Source organism: Cupriavidus phytohabitans (genome assembly GCF_000426345.1).
Taxonomy (GTDB): Bacteria; Pseudomonadota; Gammaproteobacteria; order Burkholderiales; family Burkholderiaceae; genus Cupriavidus.
In genome coordinates, this window is sequence record NZ_AUFE01000080.1 from 1 (window position 1) to 19,028 (window position 19,028).

Genomic DNA, 19,028 nt, shown 5'->3' on the forward strand with positions numbered 1-19,028 from the left:
CCCTTCCTGCGGCAGTATTCGGACAGCTCCGCTTCACTCAGGGATGCCGTCTCCAGCACCACCCGGAACTTGTCCGCGCTGGACCACTTATCGCTCTGTTTGCCGTTGCCTGGCACAACCCGTCCTTGCTCTCGCGCCTCGTTGCGCCAGGTGCGCAGGCTCACCGTCGTGACACCCGTCTCCCTGGCCAACTCCACAACCGATCGATTGATGGGCGGCATCATCTGCTCAACCACCCACTCCTTGTACTCCGCAGGATAGCGTTTCATTCTCCAATCGCTTCCGCCCTCCATTGTCCTTCATCGAAAGGCGGCGGGGCGACATCTATCCTGACATGGAGGGGAGCGCCAAAAAGTAACCAAAAAGCGCGTCGCCTGCGGCTGGCTGAGCCAATTTGGCGATTCTTGAAATATGGGCGATTTTGGTCTCAGTGAAGCGTGGTCGCGATTCAGGCCTGCTACGCCAGGTGAGTGAGTGTAGGTGCCTGACGGTTCCCGACTTTTGAACAATCCCCAGGACGGGCGTAGGCCGCCTGCTACCTGCGGTATCGCATCATCGCCTACGGGCTGCGCTGCGCGCGGCTCAGTCTCGCAGGTGAAGTGCCCAGGCAAGAACCCGCATCGCTTCGCTCGCTAGGCGGCGACGGCAATGGCCAGGGGAGATCGGCCGCGCTGCGACGTTAGGGCCCGCGCGCAGCGCAGCCGAAGGCGTCCCACCAATATGGCATGCAGCAGGCGGCCTACGCCCGGCATGGGGATCGTTCAAGAGCCGGTTAACGCCAGGCACAGGCCCTCAATCACCTGGCGTTAGCAGGCTCGAACGGGCACCCAAGCCCAAACGGAAATCACTACCGCCCAATCCACCAACGCCGTCAAATTGATGGCCAGCCGCCCAGGCGACGCGCTTTTTGGTTACTTTTTGGCGCTCGGCCAAAAAGTGACCCGCCCAGGAGGGCGGAACCAGGCGGTTCAACGGCCAACAACATCTCATCAGCCGCGAAGGCACTAAGCATTGAGGCAGGCCCTCACCCCACCCACTTCCTCGCATTCCGGAACATCCGCATCCACGGGCTGGCACCATCGCCAACCTGCTTCCACGCATCCGGCGCCCAGCTCATCGTCGCAGCACGGAACACACGCTCCGGATGCGGCATCAGCACGGTAAAGCGGCCGTCGACGGTAGTCACCGAGGTGATGCCGTCAGGCGAGCCATTCGGGTTCAGCGGGTAGGCCTGCGTCACCGCGCCGTAGTTGTCGACGAACCGCAGCGCGACGTTGGCCTCACCGATATTCCCCTGCTGCGAGAAATCCGCAAAGCCTTCACCGTGCGCAACCACGATAGGAATGCGGCTGCCTTCCATGCCCGCAAAGAAGATTGACGGCGACGACTGCACCTCCACCGTGACGTAACGCGCCTCGTACTGCTCCGACTGGTTACGCGTGAACTGCGGCCACGCGCCCGCGCCCGGGATGATCGGGGCCAGGTTGCTCATCATCTGGCAGCCATTGCACACGCCCAGCGCAAAGGTGTCCTGGCGGTTGAAGAACGCCGCGAACTGCTCGGCCATCTGGGCGTTGAACAGGATGGTCTTGGCCCAGCCTTCACCAGCGCCGAGCACGTCGCCATAGCTGAAGCCGCCGCAGGCCACGAAGCCCTTGAAGTCAGCCAGGTTGGCGCGGCCGGCGATCAGGTCACTCATGTGCACGTCGTGCGTGTCGAAACCCGCACGATCCATGCTGTACGCCATCTCGATCTGCGAGTTGACGCCCTGCTCGCGCAGGATCGCCACGCGCGGACGCGCGCCGGTGGCGATGAACGGCGCGGCGATGTCATCGGCCGGATCGAACGTCAGCACCGGGCTGATGCCAGGATCGGCAGCATCCAGCAGGCGGTCGTATTCGCTATCCGCGCAGGCCGGGTTGTCGCGCAGGCGCGCGATGCGCCAGCTGACTTCGCTCCAGTTGCGTTGCAGGTCCGTACGCGACGCACCGAACACCTTCTTGGCATCGCGGTAGATCTCGACCTGGTCGGTGGTGTTAGGCTTGCCGACCACGTGGCTGCATGCAGACAGGCCGGCCTCGCGCAGCACCGCGAAGACTTCGTCGCGGTCCTGCATGCGCACTTGCACCACCGCACCCAGCTCTTCCGAGAACAGCGCGCGCAACGTCTGGTCGTTGCGGCGCTCGGCGATCTGCTGGGCCCAGTTCTTGGCATCGCCGTAGTCCTGTTCCTGCTGCGGATCCAGGGCCAGCATGTCAACGTTGAGCGAAACACCGCAATGGCCGGCAAAGGCCATTTCGGCCAGCGTGGCAATGAAGCCACCGTCGGAACGATCGTGGTAGGCCAGCAGCTTGCCCTCGCGGTTCAGGCGCTGGACCACATTGAAGAAGTTCTTCAGGTCTTCGGCGTTGTCGACGTCCGGTGCGCTGTCGCCCACCTGTTGCGTGACCTGCGCCAGGATGCTCCCGGCCATGCGGTTCTTGCCGCGGCTCAGGTCGACGGCGATCAGCACGGTGTCGCCCGCATCGGTGCGCAACTGGGGCGTCAGCGTGCGGTTGACGTCGTCCACCGCGGCGAAGGCCGAGATGATCAGCGACACGGGCGCCACCACTTCCTTGTTGACGCCTTCGTCCTGCCACTTGGTGCGCATCGACAGCGAATCCTTGCCGACCGGGATGCTGATGCCCAGTGCCGGGCACAGTTCCATGCCGACCGCATGCACGGTGTCATAGAGCTTTGCGTCCTCGCCTTCCACGCCGCAGGCCGCCATCCAGTTGGCCGACAGCTTGACCTTGCCCAGGTCCTTGACCGGAGCGGCAGCCAGGTTGGTCAGCGCCTCGCCGATCGCCATGCGGCCCGAAGCCGGGGCATCGATCACGGCCAGCGGGGTGCGCTCGCCCATGGTCATCGCCTCGCCGGCATTGCCCTTGTAGTCCAGCGTGGTCACGGCCACGTCGGCCACCGGCACCTGCCACGGCCCGACCATCTGGTCGCGCGCGTTCATGCCGCCCACGGTGCGGTCGCCAATCGAAATCAGGAACGACTTGTTGGCCACGGTCGGATGGCGCAGCACATCGCGCACGGCCTGCTCCAGGCTGATGCCGGTCACGTCCACGGCCGGCAGCGGCTGCTCGACGCGCTTGACGTCGCGGTGCATGCGCGGCGGCTTGCCCAGCAGCACGTCCATCGGCATGTTGACGGCGTAGTGTTCCTTGAGCGCGGCGTCGACGCTGGCGTCGACCAGTTGCAGCTGCTTTTCCTCGGTGGCAATGCCGACCACCGCGAACGGCGAACGCTCGCGCTCGCACATGGCCTGGAACTGCGGGAAGCTGTCCGGCGCGATCGCCAGCACATAGCGCTCCTGCGACTCGTTGCACCAGATCTCCGCCGGCGACAGGCCGGACTCTTCCAGGTGCACCTGGCGCAGGTCGAAGCGCGCGCCACGGTCGGCGCCGTCCACCAGTTCAGGGAACGCGTTGGATATGCCGCCCGCACCGACGTCGTGGATCGACAGGATCGGGTTGGCGTCGCCGAGCTGCCAGCAGGCGTTGATCACTTCCTGCGCGCGGCGCTCCATCTCGGGGTTGCCGCGCTGGACCGAATCGAAGTCCAGGTCGGCGGTATTGGTGCCGGTCGCCATCGAGCTGGCGGCGCCGCCGCCCATGCCGATGCGCATGCCCGGGCCGCCCAGCTGGATCAGCAGCGTGCCGGCCGGCAGCGGGTTCTTGTGCGTGTGCGAGGCGTCGATATTGCCGATGCCGCCCGCGATCATGATCGGCTTGTGGTAGCCGCGCACGGTGCCGCCGACGTTCTGCTCGTAGACGCGGAAGTAGCCGCCCAGGTTGGCGCGGCCGAATTCGTTGTTGAACGCGGCGCCACCCAGCGGGCCGTCGATCATGATCTGCAGCGGCGAGGCGATGCGGTCCGGCTTGCCGGTGACGCCGGGCTTGTCGTCGGGGTTGCGGTGCGCCACCGGCTGGGCGGCGTCGCGGTCGTTTTCCCACGATTCGACGGCGTCGGGCAGCATCAGGTTGGACACCGTGAAGCCGGTCAGCCCGGCCTTGGGCTTGGCGCCGCGGCCGGTCGCGCCTTCGTCGCGGATTTCACCGCCGGCGCCGGTCGAAGCGCCCGGGAACGGCGAGATCGCGGTCGGGTGGTTGTGCGTCTCCACCTTCATCAGCGTGTGCGTCAGCGCCTCGTGGCGGCCGTACTTGTGGTCATCGCCGCGCGGGAACCAGCGCTCGGCCACGTCGCCTTCCATCACCGCCGAATTGTCCGAGTAGGCCACGATCGAGCCTTGCGGATTGAGCTGGTGCGTATTGCGGATCATCGCGAACAGCGACTTGTCCTGCTGCACGCCGTCGATGGTCCAGGTGGCGTTGAAGATCTTGTGGCGGCAGTGTTCGCTGTTGGCCTGCGCGAACATCATCAGCTCGACGTCGGTCGGGTTGCGCTCCAGCTTTGCGTAGGCATCGACCAGGTAGTCGATCTCGTCCTCGGACAGCGCCAGGCCCATCTCGACGTTGGCCGCGGCCAGCGCGCTGCGGCCGGCGGCGATGTCGATAAAGCGCAGCGGCTTGGCCGGCAGTTCCTGGAACAGGCCGGCGGCATCGTCACGCGAGGCGACCACGGTCTCGGTCATGCGGTCGAACAGGTGCGCGGCGACGGCGGCGCGGGTGTCCGCATCCAGCGACTTGCGGCCGCGCAGCAGGCCCTTCTTGCAGACCACGGTGATCTCGATGCCGCGCTCGATGCGGTGGATATGCGTCAGGCCGCAGTTGTGGGCGATGTCGGTCGCCTTGCTGGCCCACGGCGAGATCGTGCCGAAGCGCGGGATCACGACGAAGCGGTCGCCCTCGGGCTGCTCGGCGAAGGGTGCGCCATAGGTCAGCAGCGCCGCCACGCGCGACTGGTCGTCGGCCGACAGCGGCATCTGCGCGTCAACAAAATGCAGGAACTGGCCGTGCACCGATTCGATATCGGCATCGATTTGCCGCAGGGCGGTGAGCAGGCGTTGCTGACGGAAGGCGGAAAGCGCCAAAGCGCCGGGGAAGCACGAGAAATGCGCCATGATCGTAGCGGTCAGGGAGGCGTGGAGGTAAGGCCTGGGTAAAGGCTAACAAAGGCCTGGGTAACGGGCCTGGGTAATGGCTGCTGCTTGGCCGGCACCGCTGCATGGGGCGTCCGGCTGGCGGGAAACCGCTATTGTACCTTGCCGGGCGGGGGATTTTGCATTGCGCCATCACGGCGGCGCCGTGTTACAGGGATTCGTGATAATGCTTATGCATCACTTTGCGCAATTTATCGCCCGAGTGATGTTCTCGGTTACTGCGGGCGTCGACCACCGCAGTGCGCTGCCGTCAACGCTTATGCGCGTCATTCGGCATTTTTAGCTTGACACTTGATTCGCGAATTATGAGCATGGTCACCACCCCCGGTACCGCACCACCGCGCCCAATGCCATCCATGCTTCCCGATCTCGACACCCTGAACACCCGCCTGCGCGAGGGCGCCACCAGCCGCGCAGCGGTCCTTGAGCAGGTCGCCGCCGCGGCAGCCGCGCCCGCCGCCGAAGCCGTGTTCCTGCACAGCACCTTCGAGGCCGCCGCGCAGGTCGCTCGCGCCGCCGATGCCGCCGGCGGCGCCGGCAAGACGCTGCACCCGCTGGCCGGCCTGCCAGTCTCGGTGAAAGACCTCTATGACGTCGCGGGCGAAGTCACGCGCGCGGCCTCGGTCGTACGCCAGGATGCCGCCCCGGCGACAATGGACGCGACCGTGGTGGCGCGCCTGCGCCAGGCGGGCGCAGCCATCGTCGGCCGCACCAATATGACGGAGTTCGCCTTTTCCGGCGTCGGCATCAACCCACACTACGGCACGCCGGTCAACCCGGCCAGCGAGCCCGGCACTCCGCGCATTCCCGGCGGCTCGTCGTCGGGCGCGGCAGTGTCGGTGGCGCTCGGGCTGGCGGTCGCGGCGCTTGGCAGCGATACCGGCGGCTCGATCCGCATCCCGGCCGCGCTGTGCGGTATCACGGGCTTCAAGCCGACTGCCCGGCGCGTGCCGCTGACCGGTGCCTTCCCGCTGTCGTACACCCTCGACACCGCGTGCGCCATGGCGCGCACGGTCGGCGACTGCGTCACGGTCGATGCCGTGATCGCCGACCAGGCGGTGCTGCCGCGCGTCACCGGCCCGTCGGCCACGCGGCTGGCAATTCCCCGCCAGTACCTGCTGGACGACCTCGACCCCGTCGTTGCCCACGCCTTCGACCGCGCACTCGGCCGGCTGTCCGCCGCCGGCGTGCAGCTGGAACATGTCGACCTGCCCGAGCTTGGCGAACTCGCCGCCCTGAACGCACAGGGCGGCTTCAGCGCGCCCGAGGCTTATGCCATCCACCGCCATGTGCTGGCCGGCAAGCGCGAGCTGTACGACCCGCGCGTGGCATCGCGCATCGACCGCGGCGCAACGGTCAGCGCCGCCGACTATATCGACCTGGGCCGCGCCCGCCTCGACTGGATCGCCCGCATGGAAGCGCGCCTGGCCAGCTTCGACGCGGTGGTGTGCCCGACCGTGCCGATGGTCGCCCCCGAGATCGCGCCGCTGCGCACCGATGACGCGCAATTCTTCCGCGTCAATGCCCTGCTGCTGCGCAACACCTCGGCCTTCAATTTCTTCGACGGCTGCTCGATCTCGCTGCCCTGCCACGCGCCGGACGAGCTGCCGGTCGGGTTGATGCTGTCGCACGGCCCGATGCGCGATGCCGAACTGCTGGGCACGGCCCTTGCGTTGGAACGGATCGTGCAACCGTCTTCGCGCGACGACTGAGACCGCCGCCGCGCCGTTGATCTTGCGCTGACCGCGGCCCACGCCGCGGAAGGCACCAGGTAGTACGCAGACAGCTGTACAACCGCGCCCCGCGCGCACACCAGGAGAGATCGAGATGCGAGTCAAGGCAATCGTTGCGGCTGGCCTGGCGCTGGCCGCCATAACGGTACAGGCGGATACCAAGTGGGACCTGCCCACCGGCTACCCGGCGAGCAACCTGCATACCGAAAACCTGCAGCAGATGGCCAACGACGTCGACAAGGCGACCGGCGGCAAGCTCAAGATCGTGCTGCACCCTAATGGCTCGCTGCTCAAGGCCAACGAAATCAAGCGCGGCGTGCAGACCGGCCAGGTGCAGATGGGCGAGATCCTGATGTCGCTGCTGGCCAACGAAAATCCGGTGTTCGGCGTCGATGCGGTGCCGTTCCTGGCCACCAGCTACACCGATGCCTACAAGCTGTGGCAGGCATCGCGCCCGGTCACCGAGAAGGTGCTCGACAAGCAGGGCATGAAGCTGCTCTATGCGGTGGCATGGCCGCCCCAGGGCATCTACGCCAACAAGCCGATCAACTCGGCCGCCGACATGAAGGGGCTGAAGTGGCGCGCCTACAACCCGGCCACCTCGCGCATCGCCGAACTGGTCAGCGCGCAGCCGGTGACGATCCAGGCGGCCGACCTGGCGCAGGCGCTGGCCACCGGCACGGTCAATTCGTTCATGTCGTCGGGCGCGACCGGGGTCGACACCAAGGTGTGGGAAAGCGTGAAGTACTTCTATACCGTGGATGCGTGGCTGCCCAAGAACATGCTGGTGGTCAGCAAGAAGGCCTTCGCGGCGCTGGACAAGCCCACCCAGGACGCGCTGCTCAAGGCCGTCGCCGACGCCGAGAAGCGCGGCTGGCAGGTCTCGGAGCAGAAAACCAGGGAGTACCTGGCCACCTTGTCGAAGAACGGCATGACGGTGCAGCCGCCATCGCCGCAGCTCAAGGCCGACATGCAGAAGGTCGGCCAGACCATGGTCGACGACTGGGCCAAGACCGCTGGCGATGACGGCAAGGCCATCCTGAACGCCTATCGCAAGTAAGCAAGTAAGCCAGCTCCGCAGCCTCCCGCCAGGCCCTGCAGGCTGGCATGGCGGGAGCTCCCCTCCTTCCTGACGCTGCCATCATGCCGACTGCCCCACTCCCCAAGCGCTGGCTCGACCGCCTGCTCGACCTGTTCGCCGCGCTCGGCGCGCTCTGCATCCTCGCCGTCTGCGTGATCATGATCCTGATGTCGCTGTCGCGCGAGACCGCGGTGATCTTCAAGGGCGGCGACGATATCGTCGCCTGGCTGTGCGCGGCCTCCGCCTTTCTCGTCCTCGGCCAGACTTTCCAGCACGGCGGCATCGTGCGCGTGGAAATGCTGCTCGAAGCCGTCGGGCCACGCAGGCGCTGGGTGCTTGAGGTGGCCTCGCTGACCGTCTGCCTGGCGTTTGCCGCCTACGCGGCCTGGGCGCTCGGCACCTTCGCCTGGCAAAGCTGGGACATCGGCGATGTCTCGCAGGGACAGATCGTGATCCCGCTGTGGATTCCGCAGAGCTTCGCGGTGCTGGGCACCATCGGCTTCCTGCTGGCGGTGGCCGATGAATGGCTGCGCGTGGTGCGCCGGCAGAAGCCGCGCTACCAGCTGGCGCAGGAAGCCAAGCTCGCCGCCGGCGATTTCGGGGAGACGGTCTGATGAGCACGGTCCTGGTGGCATTGATACTGTTGCTGGTGCTGATCGTCTTCCTGGCGATCGGCGCGTGGATCCCGGTGGCGATCGCGGTCACGTCGTGGATCGGGCTGGTGGTGTTCTCGGACCGCGAGGCGCTGGTGAGCCTGGCCAACGCGTGGTGGTCGTCGAGCGCGTCATACACGCTGGCGTCGCTGCCGCTCTTTGTCTGGATGGGCGAGATCCTGTTCCGCACCAAGCTGTCGGAGCAGATGTTCAGCGGCCTCTCGCCGTGGCTGAACTGGCTGCCAGGGCGGCTGATGCACGTCAACATCCTGGGTTGCGGCATCTTCGGCTCGGTGTCGGGGTCGTCGGCGGCGACCTGCGCCACCATCGCCAAATCCGCGCTGCCGGAGCTGACGCGGCGCGGGTACGACGAGCGCACCACGCTCGGCTCGCTGTCGTGCGCGGGCACGCTGGGCATCCTGATCCCGCCGTCGATCACGATGGTGGTGTATGCGGTGTCGGCGGACGTGTCGATCATCCGCGTGTTCCTGGCGGGCTTTATCCCCGGGCTGATGCTGATGCTGCTGTTCTCCGGCTATATCATTGCCTGGGCCCTGGCCAACCCAGGCAAGACCCCGGCGCCCGACCGCTTCGACTGGCATGCGCGGCTGGCGTCGATCCGGCAACTGCTGCCCTGCATCGTGCTGATCGCCTTTATCGCGTGGGTCATGGTCACCGGCTACGCCACCGCGACCGAAGCCGCCGCCTACGGCGTGGTGGCGTCGCTGGGGCTGGCGTGGGCCGGTGGCTCGCTGACGCGCGCGGCGTTCTGGGACAGCCTGATGTCGGCGACGCGCCTGACCGCGATGATCATGTTCGTGCTCGGGGCCACCTCGTTCCTGTCGGTGACGATGAGCTTTACCGGCATCCCGCGCGCGCTGGCCGAGTGGGTGGCCGCGCTGCAACTTTCGCCGTGGGCGCTGATCGCGGTGCTGACTGTGATCTACATCGTGCTCGGCACGGCGCTGGACGGCATCTCGATGATCGCGCTGACCACCGCCACGGTGCTGCCGATGGTGCAGGCGGCCGGCTTCGACCTGGTCTGGTTCGGCATCTTCATCGTGCTGCTGGTGGAAATCGCAGAGGTGACGCCGCCGGTCGGGTTCAACCTGTTCGTGCTGCAGAGCATGACCGGCAAGGACAGCAACTATATCGCCCGGGTTTCGCTGCCGTTCTTCATGATGATGGTGGTAGCCATCGCCATCATCACGATCTGGCCACAGGTGGTGACGTGGCTGCCCGACCTGGTCATGCAGCAGGAGGTCAGATAGCATGGGCCGGACGCCGCTCTTGAGCCGGCGCGCCGCGCGGAGGCGGCTGACCGCATGCACGTGATCGTCATCGGCGCCGGCGTGATCGGCGTCTGTTCCGCGTGGTACCTGCGCCAGGCCGGTTTCGACGTGACCGTGCTGGAGCGCCGCGCCGCGCCCGCGCAGGAGACCAGCTTCGGCAATGCCGGCATGATCGCGCCGGGCTATGTCACGCCGTGGGCGGCGCCCGGCATGCCGGGCAAGGTGCTGCGCACGCTGTTCGCGCGTGAGGCGCCGGTGGTGTTCCGCCCGTCGGCGGACCCGGCGATGTGGCGCTGGATCGCGCGGTGGCTGCGCGAGTGCAACCTGGAACGCTACCGCGCCAACAAGCTGCGCATGCAGCGGCTGGCCTTCTACAGCCGCGCCTGCCTGCACCGGCTGCGCAGCGAGCTGGAGATCGACTACGAGCAGTCGCAGGGCTACCTGCAGCTGTTCCGCACCGCGCGCGACCTGGACCTGGCAGGCCCGGCGGTGGCGCTGCTGCGCGAGAACAACGTGCCGCACCAGCTGGTCAGCGCGCAGGAATGCCGGCGCATCGAACCCGGCCTGGCCGCCGATACGCCATTGGCCGGCGGCCTGCATCTGCCCGAGGATGAATCCGGCAACTGCCCGATGTTCGTGCGCGCGCTGCACCGGCATGCCGAGGCGGCGGGGGTAGCCTTCCGCTTCGATACCCAGGTGACACGCATCCGGCCAGGCCAGGGTGGCAGGCTGCAGGTCGAACTCGCGCACGGCACGAATGGAAGCGCGCCGGTGCTGGCTGCCGACCGCGTCCTGGTCGCCGCCGGCGTCGACAGCGCTCCGCTGCTGCGGCCGCTGGGCCTGCGCGTGCCGTTGTATCCGGTCAAGGGATACTCGCTCACGCTGCTGGTGCGCGACGAACTGCAGGCGCCGCTGGGCGCGCTGATGGACGAGTCATACAAGATCGCGATCACGCGGCTGGGCAATCGCATGCGCGTCGCCGGCACCGCCGAGCTGGGTTCGCGCCGGCTCGACCTGCGCCCCGCCGCGCTGCGCACGCTGGTCAAGGTGGCGCGCGACTGGTTCCCGGTGGCGGGCAACTACCAGGAAGCCACGCAATGGGCCGGTGCGCGCCCGATGCTTCCGGACGGGCCGCCGCTGATCGGTCCCACTGCGGTGCCCGGCCTGTTCCTCAACCTTGGCCACGGCTCGACGGGCTGGGCGATGAGCTGCGGATCAGGCAAGATTGCGGCTGACCAGATCGCCGCCAGCGCCGGCGCGGCACGCGGGCCCGACATCGACATGGAGGGCCTGCTGCCGGACCGCCATGGCCTGGGCCCCGCCGGATAGCCACACATGAGCCACCCTGCCGTTTCCACCGCCGCGCCGCAAGACCAGGGCAACGGCTGGTTTGAACTCGACGCCGCCTCGGCATTGCCTGCCCCGCTGTACGACGTCGCCGCCATTCGCCGCATCGAGAACGCCGCCTTCGCACGACTGCCCTCGTTCACGCTGATGTCGCGCGCCGGCGCCGGGGCCGCGGACTGGCTGGCGCGGCATGCGCCGGAGGGTCCATTGCTGTTTCTTGCCGGGCCGGGCAACAACGGTGGCGACGCGCTGGTGGCCGCGACGCTGCTGCACGGCGCGGGCCGCACGGTGCAGGTATGGATCGCGGCGGACCCGGCCCGGCTGCCGGCCGATGCGGCCATCGCATGGCAGCAGGCGCAGGCGGCAGGCGTACCGATACGCGAAGTCGGGGCGATGCCGGCATCCGCGGCGGATCCCGCACCGGAGTGGCCGCCACAGGCCGCCGCCATCGTCGACGGCCTGCTCGGCATCGGGCTGAACCGCGCGGCCGGCGGCGCCATGGCGTGGTGGATCGACCAGGTCAACCGCAGCGGACTGCCGGTATTCGCGCTCGACATTCCCAGCGGCCTGTTCGCCGACACCGGTGCGGGCGCACCGGCGATCCGCGCCCGCCGCACGCTGACATTCATTGCCGCCAAGCCAGGCCTGCTGACGCTGGACGGCCGCGATTGCGCCGGCGCCGTCGACATCGCGCCGCTCGGCCTCGACTACCCTCCCGCGGAGCCGCCGCATGCACTGGCCAATGGCACGGCGCTGTTCGGCGCAGCGCTGCCGCGACGGCACCATGCCAGCAACAAGGGCACACATGGTTCGCTGGCGGTGATCGGCGGCAACCATGGCATGACCGGCGCCCCCCTGCTCGGTGCGCGCGCCGCGCAGTTCCTGGGGGCGGGCAAGGTCCATATCGGCTTTCTCGCGCAGCCGGCGCCGCTGCTCGACCCGGTGCATCCGGAACTGATGCTGCATGCGCTGGATGGCCTGGCGGTCGGGGCGATGTCGGCACTGGTGATCGGCCCCGGACTCGGCACCGACGCCACGGCGCAGCGGCACTTCGCGCGGCTGCTGCAGGCACTTGCCGCGGCGCCGCTGCCGACGGTGCTAGACGCGGATGCGCTCAACCTGCTCGCCGCGGATCCCGCCCATGCGGGCGCGCTGGCCGCGGCACGCGCACCCTGCGTGATGACGCCGCACCCGCTTGAAGCGGCGCGCCTGATGGGCATCCCGGTGGCAGACGTGCAGCGCGACCGCATCGCGGCGGCTGCCGCGCTGGCGAGGCAATGGCAGGCGGTGGTTGTACTGAAGGGCTCGGGATCGGTGATCGCGGCGCCGGACGGCAGCCCCGCCGCGCTGAACCCGACCGGCAACGCGGCGCTGGCCAGCGCGGGCACCGGCGACGTGCTGGCCGGCATGATCGGCGCATTGCTGGCGCAAGGCATGCCGCCGCTGCCGGCCGCGCAGGCGGCGGTATGGATCCACGGCCAGGCGGCGGACGAGCTGGTCGCGCAAGGCACCGGGCCGGCTGGCGTGACCGCCAGCGAGCTGTATCTGCCCGCGCGCGCCGTGTTCAACCGTTTGCTTGGAGGGAGTGCCGGATAGCCGTCCCGGCGGGACGTCAGACAATGTCCGATAGCTGGCCGGCACGCTGGCTGCTATGTTGCAAGTGGTAACGATATGCCGTCTCAACCTGCCCGGAAAGCCACATCGCTGACGCTATACTTCCGGACTGCGACGCGGCTCGCGCCCCCCTGCAACCTGACTTGTCCTGCATGCCCACAGACCTTCACGCCTGGAACGCCCTGCTTCGGCACCATGACACGATTCGCGATGCACAGATGCGCGAGTGTTTCGATACCGAAGGCAAGCAGCGCGTCGCGCAGTTTTCGCTGGAAGCCGCCGGCCTCTATCTCGACTACTCGAAGAACCGCATCACGCCCGAGACCATGCGGCTGCTGGTGCAGCTGGCGGCCGAATCCGGTGTGCCGCAGCGGCGCGACGCGATGTTTGCCGGGGAGCATATCAATACCACCGAGGACCGCGCGGCGCTGCACGTTGCGCTGCGCGCCACCGCCGGCGATGGCTACAAGGTCGACGGCGAGCGCGTCATGCCGGCCATCCAGCAGGTGCTGGTGCGCATGCGCGATTTCTCCGAGCGCGTGCGCAGCGGCGCCTGGAAGGGCGCCACGGGCGAATCCATCACCGACGTCATCAACATCGGCATCGGCGGCTCCGACCTCGGGCCGCGCATGGTGTGCCGCGCGCTGTCGCACCTGTCCGACTCCGACGGCCAGCACGGCCCGCGCATGCACTTCGTCTCCAATGTCGATGGCACCGACCTCGCCGAGACGCTGGTGCGCCTCGACCCGCAGCGCACGCTGGTGATCGTCTGTTCCAAGACCTTCACCACGCTGGAAACCATGGCCAATGCGCGCAGCGCGCGTGCCTGGTTCATCGCCAACGGAGTGGCCGAGAGCGAGCTGGCCAAGCATTTCGTCGCGGTCTCGACCAATACCGACGCCGTGCGCGAGTTCGGCATCGATCCCGCCAACATGTTCGAGTTCTGGGACTGGATCGGCGGGCGCTTCTCGCTGTGGTCATCGGTCGGGCTGTCGATCACGCTGGCCGTGGGCTTCAACGCGTTCGCCGACCTGCTCGCCGGCGGCCGCGCCATGGACGAACACTTCCGTACCGCGCCGCTGGAACGCAACATGCCGGTGATCCTCGGCATGCTGGGCATCTGGTACCGCAATTTCTGGCACCTGCCGACCAGCTGCATAGCGCCCTACTCGACTTCGCTCGAACTGTTCCCCGCGTTCCTCCAGCAGCTGGAGATGGAGAGCAACGGCAAGTCAGTGCAGCTCGACGGGCAGCGCGTGCGCACGCATACCTCGCCTGTGGTGTGGGGCACGGCCGGCACCAATGGCCAGCATGCCTACTTCCAGCAGATCCACCAGGGCTCGCAAGTGGTGCCAGTGGATTTCGTGGCGCCGCTGGTGCCGCCGCGCCGGCTGCCGGGCCATCATGCCAAGCTGCTCGCCAACTGCTTCGCGCAGGCCGAGGCGCTGATGCGCGGCCGCAGCGCCGACGAGCTGCGCGCCGCCGGCCTGAGCGACGAAGTGCGCATCGCGCATATGGTGTTCGACGGAAACCGGCCCAGCAACACCTTGCTGATGGAGGACCTGACGCCGCACGTGCTGGGCGCGCTGATCGCGCTCTATGAGCACCGCACCTTCGTGCAGGGCGTGGTGTGGAAGATCAATTCGTTCGACCAGTGGGGCGTGGAGCTGGGGAAAATCCTGGCCAGGCCGATCGAGGCCGAGCTCACCGGCACCGGCACCGGCACCGGCAGCGGCACCGGCACCGGCCAGCACGATGCCTCGACCTCGGCGCTGATCGAGCGCGCCCGCGCGGTGCTGAAGGCAGGCGCTGCCAGCTAAGGCATCAGACGCATCAGACCTCTGCGCCCATCCATTCGTCGCTGGCCACCCGGCCGGCGTCGATGGTCAGGATGCGCCCGCAGCGTGCCGCCACCGAGCGGTCATGCGTCACCAGTACCAGCGTCGAGCCGGCATCGCGGTTGAGCGCGAACATCAGCGCGATCACCGCCTCGCCGGTGGCCGTGTCGAGGCTGCCGGTCGGCTCGTCGGCAAACAGGATGTCGGGTCGCGCGACGAACGCGCGTGCCAGCGCCACGCGCTGCTGCTCGCCGCCCGACAGCGTGCGCGGATAGTGACTCAGGCGCGCACCGAGGCCGACGCGCTCCAGCATGTCCATCGCGCGCTCACGCACCTGCGACGTTTCACCGCGCAACTCAAGCGGCAGCATCACGTTCTCCAGCGCGGTCAGATGCCCCACCAGCTGGAACGACTGGAACACAAAGCCGACATGCCGGCCACGCAGCGCCGCGCGCTGGTCCTCGTCCAGTGCATACAGATCCTGTCCGTGCAGGCGCACCGTGCCCGCGCTGGGCAGGTCCAGCCCGGCCAGCAGGCCCAGCAGCGTCGACTTGCCCGACCCGGATGCGCCGACGATGGCCAGCGTTTCGCCCGGCGTGACGGAAAACGACACGTCGTGCAAAATCGTCAGCGAACCTGTCGTGTCGGCTACGGTCTTTCCAAGGGACTCGACGGCAAGAATGGAAGAGGACATGGATAAAATGATCCGAGTGGTCCGAGTGATCCGGGGCAAGAGGCGCAGACTGCTGCTGGCAGCCGCGGTGACGCTGACGATGCTGGGCGGGATGCAGCCGGCGCAGGCCGCAGCGCCTGCGCTGCTGGTGCTGGGCGACAGCCTGTCCGCCGAATACGGCATCACGCGCGGCACCGGCTGGGTCACGCTGCTGCAAGACCGGCTCAGGCAAGAGCGCTTCGATTATAACGTCGTCAATGCCAGCATCAGCGGCGAGACCACCATCGGCGGCAAGACCCGCTTGCCGGACCTGCTGTCGCGGCACAAGCCGGCAATCGTGGTGGTGGAGCTGGGTGCCAACGACGCCCTGCGCGGCCTGCCGCTGCAGACCACGGAGTCCAATCTGCGCCAGATTGTCAGCAGCGCGCAGAAGGCCGGTGCCGGGGTGCTGCTGGTCGGCATGCGCATCCCGCCTAACTATGGCCAGGACTACACCGAAAAGTTCTTCTCGCTGTATCCGAAGCTGGCCAGCGAATTCAAGGTGCGGCTGGTGCCATTCTTCCTCGACAAGGTGATGGCCCGGCAGGACTGGTTCCAGCCGGACCGCATCCACCCCACTGCCGAGGCGCAGCCCGCGCTGCTGGAGACGGTGTGGCCGCAGCTCAGGCCGATGCTCAGGCGCACCGCTGACAAGTAGGCGCCTGCGACGAAGCCTCCACAAACAAAAACCCCTGCCGCCATGGCAGGGGTTTTTTGCTGACGGCGCACGGCGTGGCGCGTGCCAGCCTTGCTAAGCCTTACTGCCCCCCCTGCGCCTGCGTGCCCGCCGGCGTCATCAGCTTGACCTTGGAGCGCGCCTTCAGGCTTTCGTAGAAGGCCTGCAGGTCGGCCTGGCCGGCAAGCTGCGACAGTTGCTGCGCTTCGGCCTGGCGTTGCGCCGGGTTGGCCTGCGCCGGCTGGCTGACCTTGGAGATGCGATAGACGGCATAGCCATCGGCGCCCAGGTCGACACCAACCACCGCGGGCAGCTTGCTGGCATCGGCCCGCAGCACTGCTTCGACCGCCTTCGGCGGCACGCCCTCGGCCTTGGCGCGCGACACGGTCTGCACCGCACCAAAACCATCGGTGCTGTCGGCCTTCTTCAGCGCCTCCAGGCGCGCCTCGCCATCCTTGCGTGCCAGCTCTGCAGCCTGCTGGGCAATATAGCCCTCGCGCACCTTGGCCTCCACCTCTTCGAACTTGCGCACGGTGGCCGGGCGATAGTCGACGATGCGCGCGGCCACCAGCGTGTTCGGCGCGACCTGGACGGCTTCGGTATTGCGCTTCTTCTGGACCGACTCTTCGCTGAACAGTGCCTTCAGCAACTTCTCGTTGTTGAGCGGATTCTGCGCGCCCAGGGCCGGGTTCGGCTGGCGGGTCACGTTATCGGCGGTCTGGATCGTCAGCTTGTACTTGTCGGCGGCCGGCTTCAGGCTGTCGGCCTGTTCGTACACCGTGTTGCCGAAGGCGTCGGCCTGCTCGGCGAACTTCTTGTCGGCGAACTGCTTGCGCAGTTCGGCTTCCAGTTCGGTGCGCACGGCTTCAAGCGGCCTGGTTTCCGACGCCTTGATGCCGGTCAGCTTGATGATGTGGTAGCCATAGTCGGTCTCGACCACGTCGCTGATCTGGCCATCCTTGAGCGCGTACATCGCGTCCTCGAACGGCTTGACCAGCGCGCCCCGGCCCATGAAGCCGAGGTCTCCGCCCTTCTCCGCCGAGCCCGGATCCTGCGACTGCTTCTTTGCCACGTCGGCAAAGGTCTCGGGATGCTTGCGCAGTTCGTCCAGCAGCTTGGCCGCCTTGTCCTTGGCGGCCTGGCGTTCAGCCGCCGGCGCATCCTTCGGCGCAACGATCAGGATATGGCTGGCACGGCGCTGCTCATCGGTACGGAAGCGCGCGATATTGCTTTCGTAGTAGGACTTCAGCTCTTCCGGCGTGACCGCCTGCGCGGCGGCCAGCGCTTCACCCGACAGCACCAGGTATTCGACCTTGGCCTGCTCTGGCACCGAGAACGCCGACTGGTGGCTGTCATAGTAAGCCTTCAGCGCAGCGGCATCGGGCTGCACCTTGGCGGTGTAGCTGGCCGGCTTGAACACCAGCGCCTGCACATCTCGCTGCTGATCGCGCACGGCGATCAGGCGGTCGAGCAGCGACTTGGGCATGAACGCCGTTGCGGCCACCGATGCGCCCAGTTGCTGCGTCGCCAGCTCGAAGCGCATGCGGGCATCGAACTGCTCGGGCGTCATGCCCTGCGACTGCAGCAGCTGCAGGTAAGCCTTGTCATCGACCTTGCCGTCGGCCTTGCGCGGCAGCTGGGCGATCGCCGGCAGGTTGCTGATTTCCTCGAGCAGCTTGGCATCCGACACGGTCAGGTGCTCGCGCGCCACAGTATTGGCCATCACACGCTGCAGAATCAGCTGGTCCAGTACCGACTTGCGGGCTTCCGGGCCTTCGAACTGGCGCGGATCGTAGTTGTTGCCCAGGATCTGGCGCGCACGCTCGCTCTGGTCACGCACGACGTTGTCGACTTCCTGCACGCTGATGGCCCGGCCATCGACCTTGGCCGCATCGTGCGAGCTGTCCATGAAGCGCGAGTAGCTCTCCACGCCGAAGAACACGAACGACGGGAAAACAAGCACCAGCAGCAGCAAGAGCATCAGGCGCCGGTTGTTGCGTACGAAATCAAGCATGCGGATTCGGGTAATGGATTGGCACGAAAGACAAACTTCGCGATTCTAGCAGGAGCCGGTGGTGGCGGACCTTTTGTGGCGGGCGACAAGCACTCCGCACAAATGAAAAACGCCCGCTGAAGCGGGCGTTTCATAAAACTGGCGGAGTGGACGGGACTCGCCCACATCCCGCGGGCCGCGGCTGCGCTTGCAAGCGCAGCCCTTCGAGTCCCGCCGGAAGCCGCGCAGGCGGCTTCCTCCACTCCGCACAAATGAAAAACGCCCGCTGAAGCGGGCGTTTCATAAAACTGGCGGAGTGGACGGGACTCGAACCCGCGACCCCCGGCGTGACAGGCCGGTATTCTAACCGACTGAACTACCACTCCTTTGTCGGTTGCTTCCTGACGCATATTTGCCGCGATTGCGATGGGGAACGTGGTGGGTGCTGAGGGGCTCGAACCCCCGACCTACGCCTTGTAAGGGCGCCGCTCTACCAACTGAGCTAAGCACCCGTTCGACCATCGCAGGCACGCTGCCTGCAGGTTGCTTTCGCTTCGCACCTCGCGGCAGTTGCCGTGGTTTGCGTTGCGAGGGCGCAAGTGTAATACAGGAGATTTCAGTTTGCCAAGGCCGTGCGCATAATCGGCATAGGGGGCAGCCGCACTGGCTGCGCCCCTGCCACACCACCCGGCATGCGGGTCCGCACCGGGCGGTTCGAGAGGTTGAGGTTAAGTGAGGCGGGGCATGCCCAACTGATCGAAGTAGGCGATGGTCAGGACTCGGTTCAGCGAGTCCCCGCTGTTGCGCCACCAGCACCGGCCACTCGCCGCTACTTGCCTGGCGGCGTCAGCTGTAGCACCCAGGGCACGCAACTCTCGGTAAATGACCCGACCACGGCGCCAGTGCTTGAGCTGGATGGCTCGCAGCCGGTGACGCATCCACTTGTCCAGCTCTCGCCAGATCTTGGGCGTTTGCGCCA

12 protein-coding genes, 2 tRNA genes and 1 pseudogene are annotated in these 19,028 nt (G+C 67.2%); 8 read left to right on the top strand and 7 right to left on the bottom strand.

Going from position 1 to position 19,028, the window contains the following annotated elements:
- Both K309_RS0129995 and purL read right to left on the bottom strand, forming a co-directional pair.
- On the bottom strand, window positions 1-269 hold a 269-nt coding region (locus tag K309_RS0129995; protein WP_198030843.1), incomplete at its 3' end, for a transposase.
- Between the two features lie 755 nt (window positions 270-1,024).
- On the bottom strand, window positions 1,025-5,071 hold the full coding sequence (purL, locus tag K309_RS0130000) for a phosphoribosylformylglycinamidine synthase (RefSeq protein WP_029049785.1): 4,047 nt from the start codon (window positions 5,069-5,071) through the stop codon (window positions 1,025-1,027).
- A gap of 386 nt (window positions 5,072-5,457) precedes the next feature.
- On the opposite strand from purL, the gene K309_RS0130005 reads away from it, so the two are divergent.
- The 7 genes from K309_RS0130005 to pgi all read left to right on the top strand — a co-directional run bounded on the left by K309_RS0130005 (window position 5,458) and on the right by pgi (window position 14,650).
- On the top strand, window positions 5,458-6,822 hold the full coding sequence (locus K309_RS0130005; RefSeq protein ID WP_029049786.1) for an amidase: 1,365 nt from the start codon (window positions 5,458-5,460) through the stop codon (window positions 6,820-6,822).
- Window positions 6,823-6,937: 115 nt separating this feature from the next.
- Complete coding sequence (locus K309_RS0130010; RefSeq protein ID WP_029049787.1) at window positions 6,938-7,903, top strand: TRAP transporter substrate-binding protein; 966 nt, start codon at window positions 6,938-6,940, stop codon at window positions 7,901-7,903.
- Between the two features lie 83 nt (window positions 7,904-7,986).
- Window positions 7,987-8,538 (top strand): TRAP transporter small permease subunit, encoded by a 552-nt coding sequence (locus tag K309_RS0130015; RefSeq protein ID WP_029049788.1) that lies wholly within the window; start codon window positions 7,987-7,989, stop codon window positions 8,536-8,538.
- Window positions 8,538-9,848 carry a TRAP transporter large permease gene (locus tag K309_RS0130020; protein ID WP_029049789.1) on the top strand — a complete coding sequence of 437 codons (1,311 nt, stop codon included), beginning with the start codon at window positions 8,538-8,540 and terminating at the stop codon, window positions 9,846-9,848. Before K309_RS0130015 ends, K309_RS0130020 begins: the two co-directional genes overlap by 1 nt.
- Window positions 9,849-9,902: 54 nt before the next feature.
- Window positions 9,903-11,198, top strand: a complete 1,296-nt coding sequence (locus K309_RS0130025; RefSeq protein ID WP_029049790.1) for a D-amino acid dehydrogenase — start codon at window positions 9,903-9,905, stop codon at window positions 11,196-11,198.
- Between the two features lie 6 nt (window positions 11,199-11,204).
- Window positions 11,205-12,812 carry a bifunctional ADP-dependent NAD(P)H-hydrate dehydratase/NAD(P)H-hydrate epimerase gene (locus K309_RS0130030; protein ID WP_029049791.1) on the top strand — a complete coding sequence of 536 codons (1,608 nt, stop codon included), beginning with the start codon at window positions 11,205-11,207 and terminating at the stop codon, window positions 12,810-12,812.
- A 170-nt stretch (window positions 12,813-12,982) separates the two neighbouring features.
- Window positions 12,983-14,650, top strand: coding sequence for a glucose-6-phosphate isomerase (gene pgi, locus K309_RS0130035; RefSeq protein WP_029049792.1), 1,668 nt, complete (start codon window positions 12,983-12,985; stop codon window positions 14,648-14,650).
- A gap of 13 nt (window positions 14,651-14,663) precedes the next feature.
- On the opposite strand, the gene K309_RS0130040 is transcribed toward pgi, so the two are convergent.
- A complete protein-coding gene (locus tag K309_RS0130040) occupies window positions 14,664-15,362 on the bottom strand; it encodes an ABC transporter ATP-binding protein (protein ID WP_029049793.1) in 699 nt (232 codons plus the stop codon).
- On the opposite strand from K309_RS0130040, the gene K309_RS0130045 reads away from it, so the two are divergent.
- The gene (locus tag K309_RS0130045) at window positions 15,361-16,038 is read left to right on the top strand and encodes an arylesterase (RefSeq protein WP_029049794.1); all 678 of its coding nucleotides are present in this window, start codon (window positions 15,361-15,363) and stop codon (window positions 16,036-16,038) included. The two genes, K309_RS0130040 and K309_RS0130045, sit on opposite strands and share 2 nt — an antisense overlap.
- A gap of 100 nt (window positions 16,039-16,138) precedes the next feature.
- Here the strand turns inward: K309_RS0130045 and K309_RS0130050 are convergent, their stop codons facing one another.
- The 4 genes and pseudogenes from K309_RS0130050 to K309_RS43330 form a co-directional block, all read right to left on the bottom strand.
- Window positions 16,139-18,070 carry a SurA N-terminal domain-containing protein gene (locus tag K309_RS0130050; protein WP_029049795.1) on the bottom strand — a complete coding sequence of 644 codons (1,932 nt, stop codon included), beginning with the start codon at window positions 18,068-18,070 and terminating at the stop codon, window positions 16,139-16,141.
- A 288-nt stretch (window positions 18,071-18,358) separates the two neighbouring features.
- Window positions 18,359-18,435: transfer RNA gene (locus K309_RS0130055), tRNA-Asp, on the bottom strand.
- A 50-nt stretch (window positions 18,436-18,485) separates the two neighbouring features.
- A tRNA-Val gene (locus K309_RS0130060) sits at window positions 18,486-18,561 on the bottom strand.
- Window positions 18,562-18,777: 216 nt separating this feature from the next.
- Window positions 18,778-19,028, bottom strand: a pseudogene (locus tag K309_RS43330) (group II intron reverse transcriptase/maturase); the annotation flags it as partial.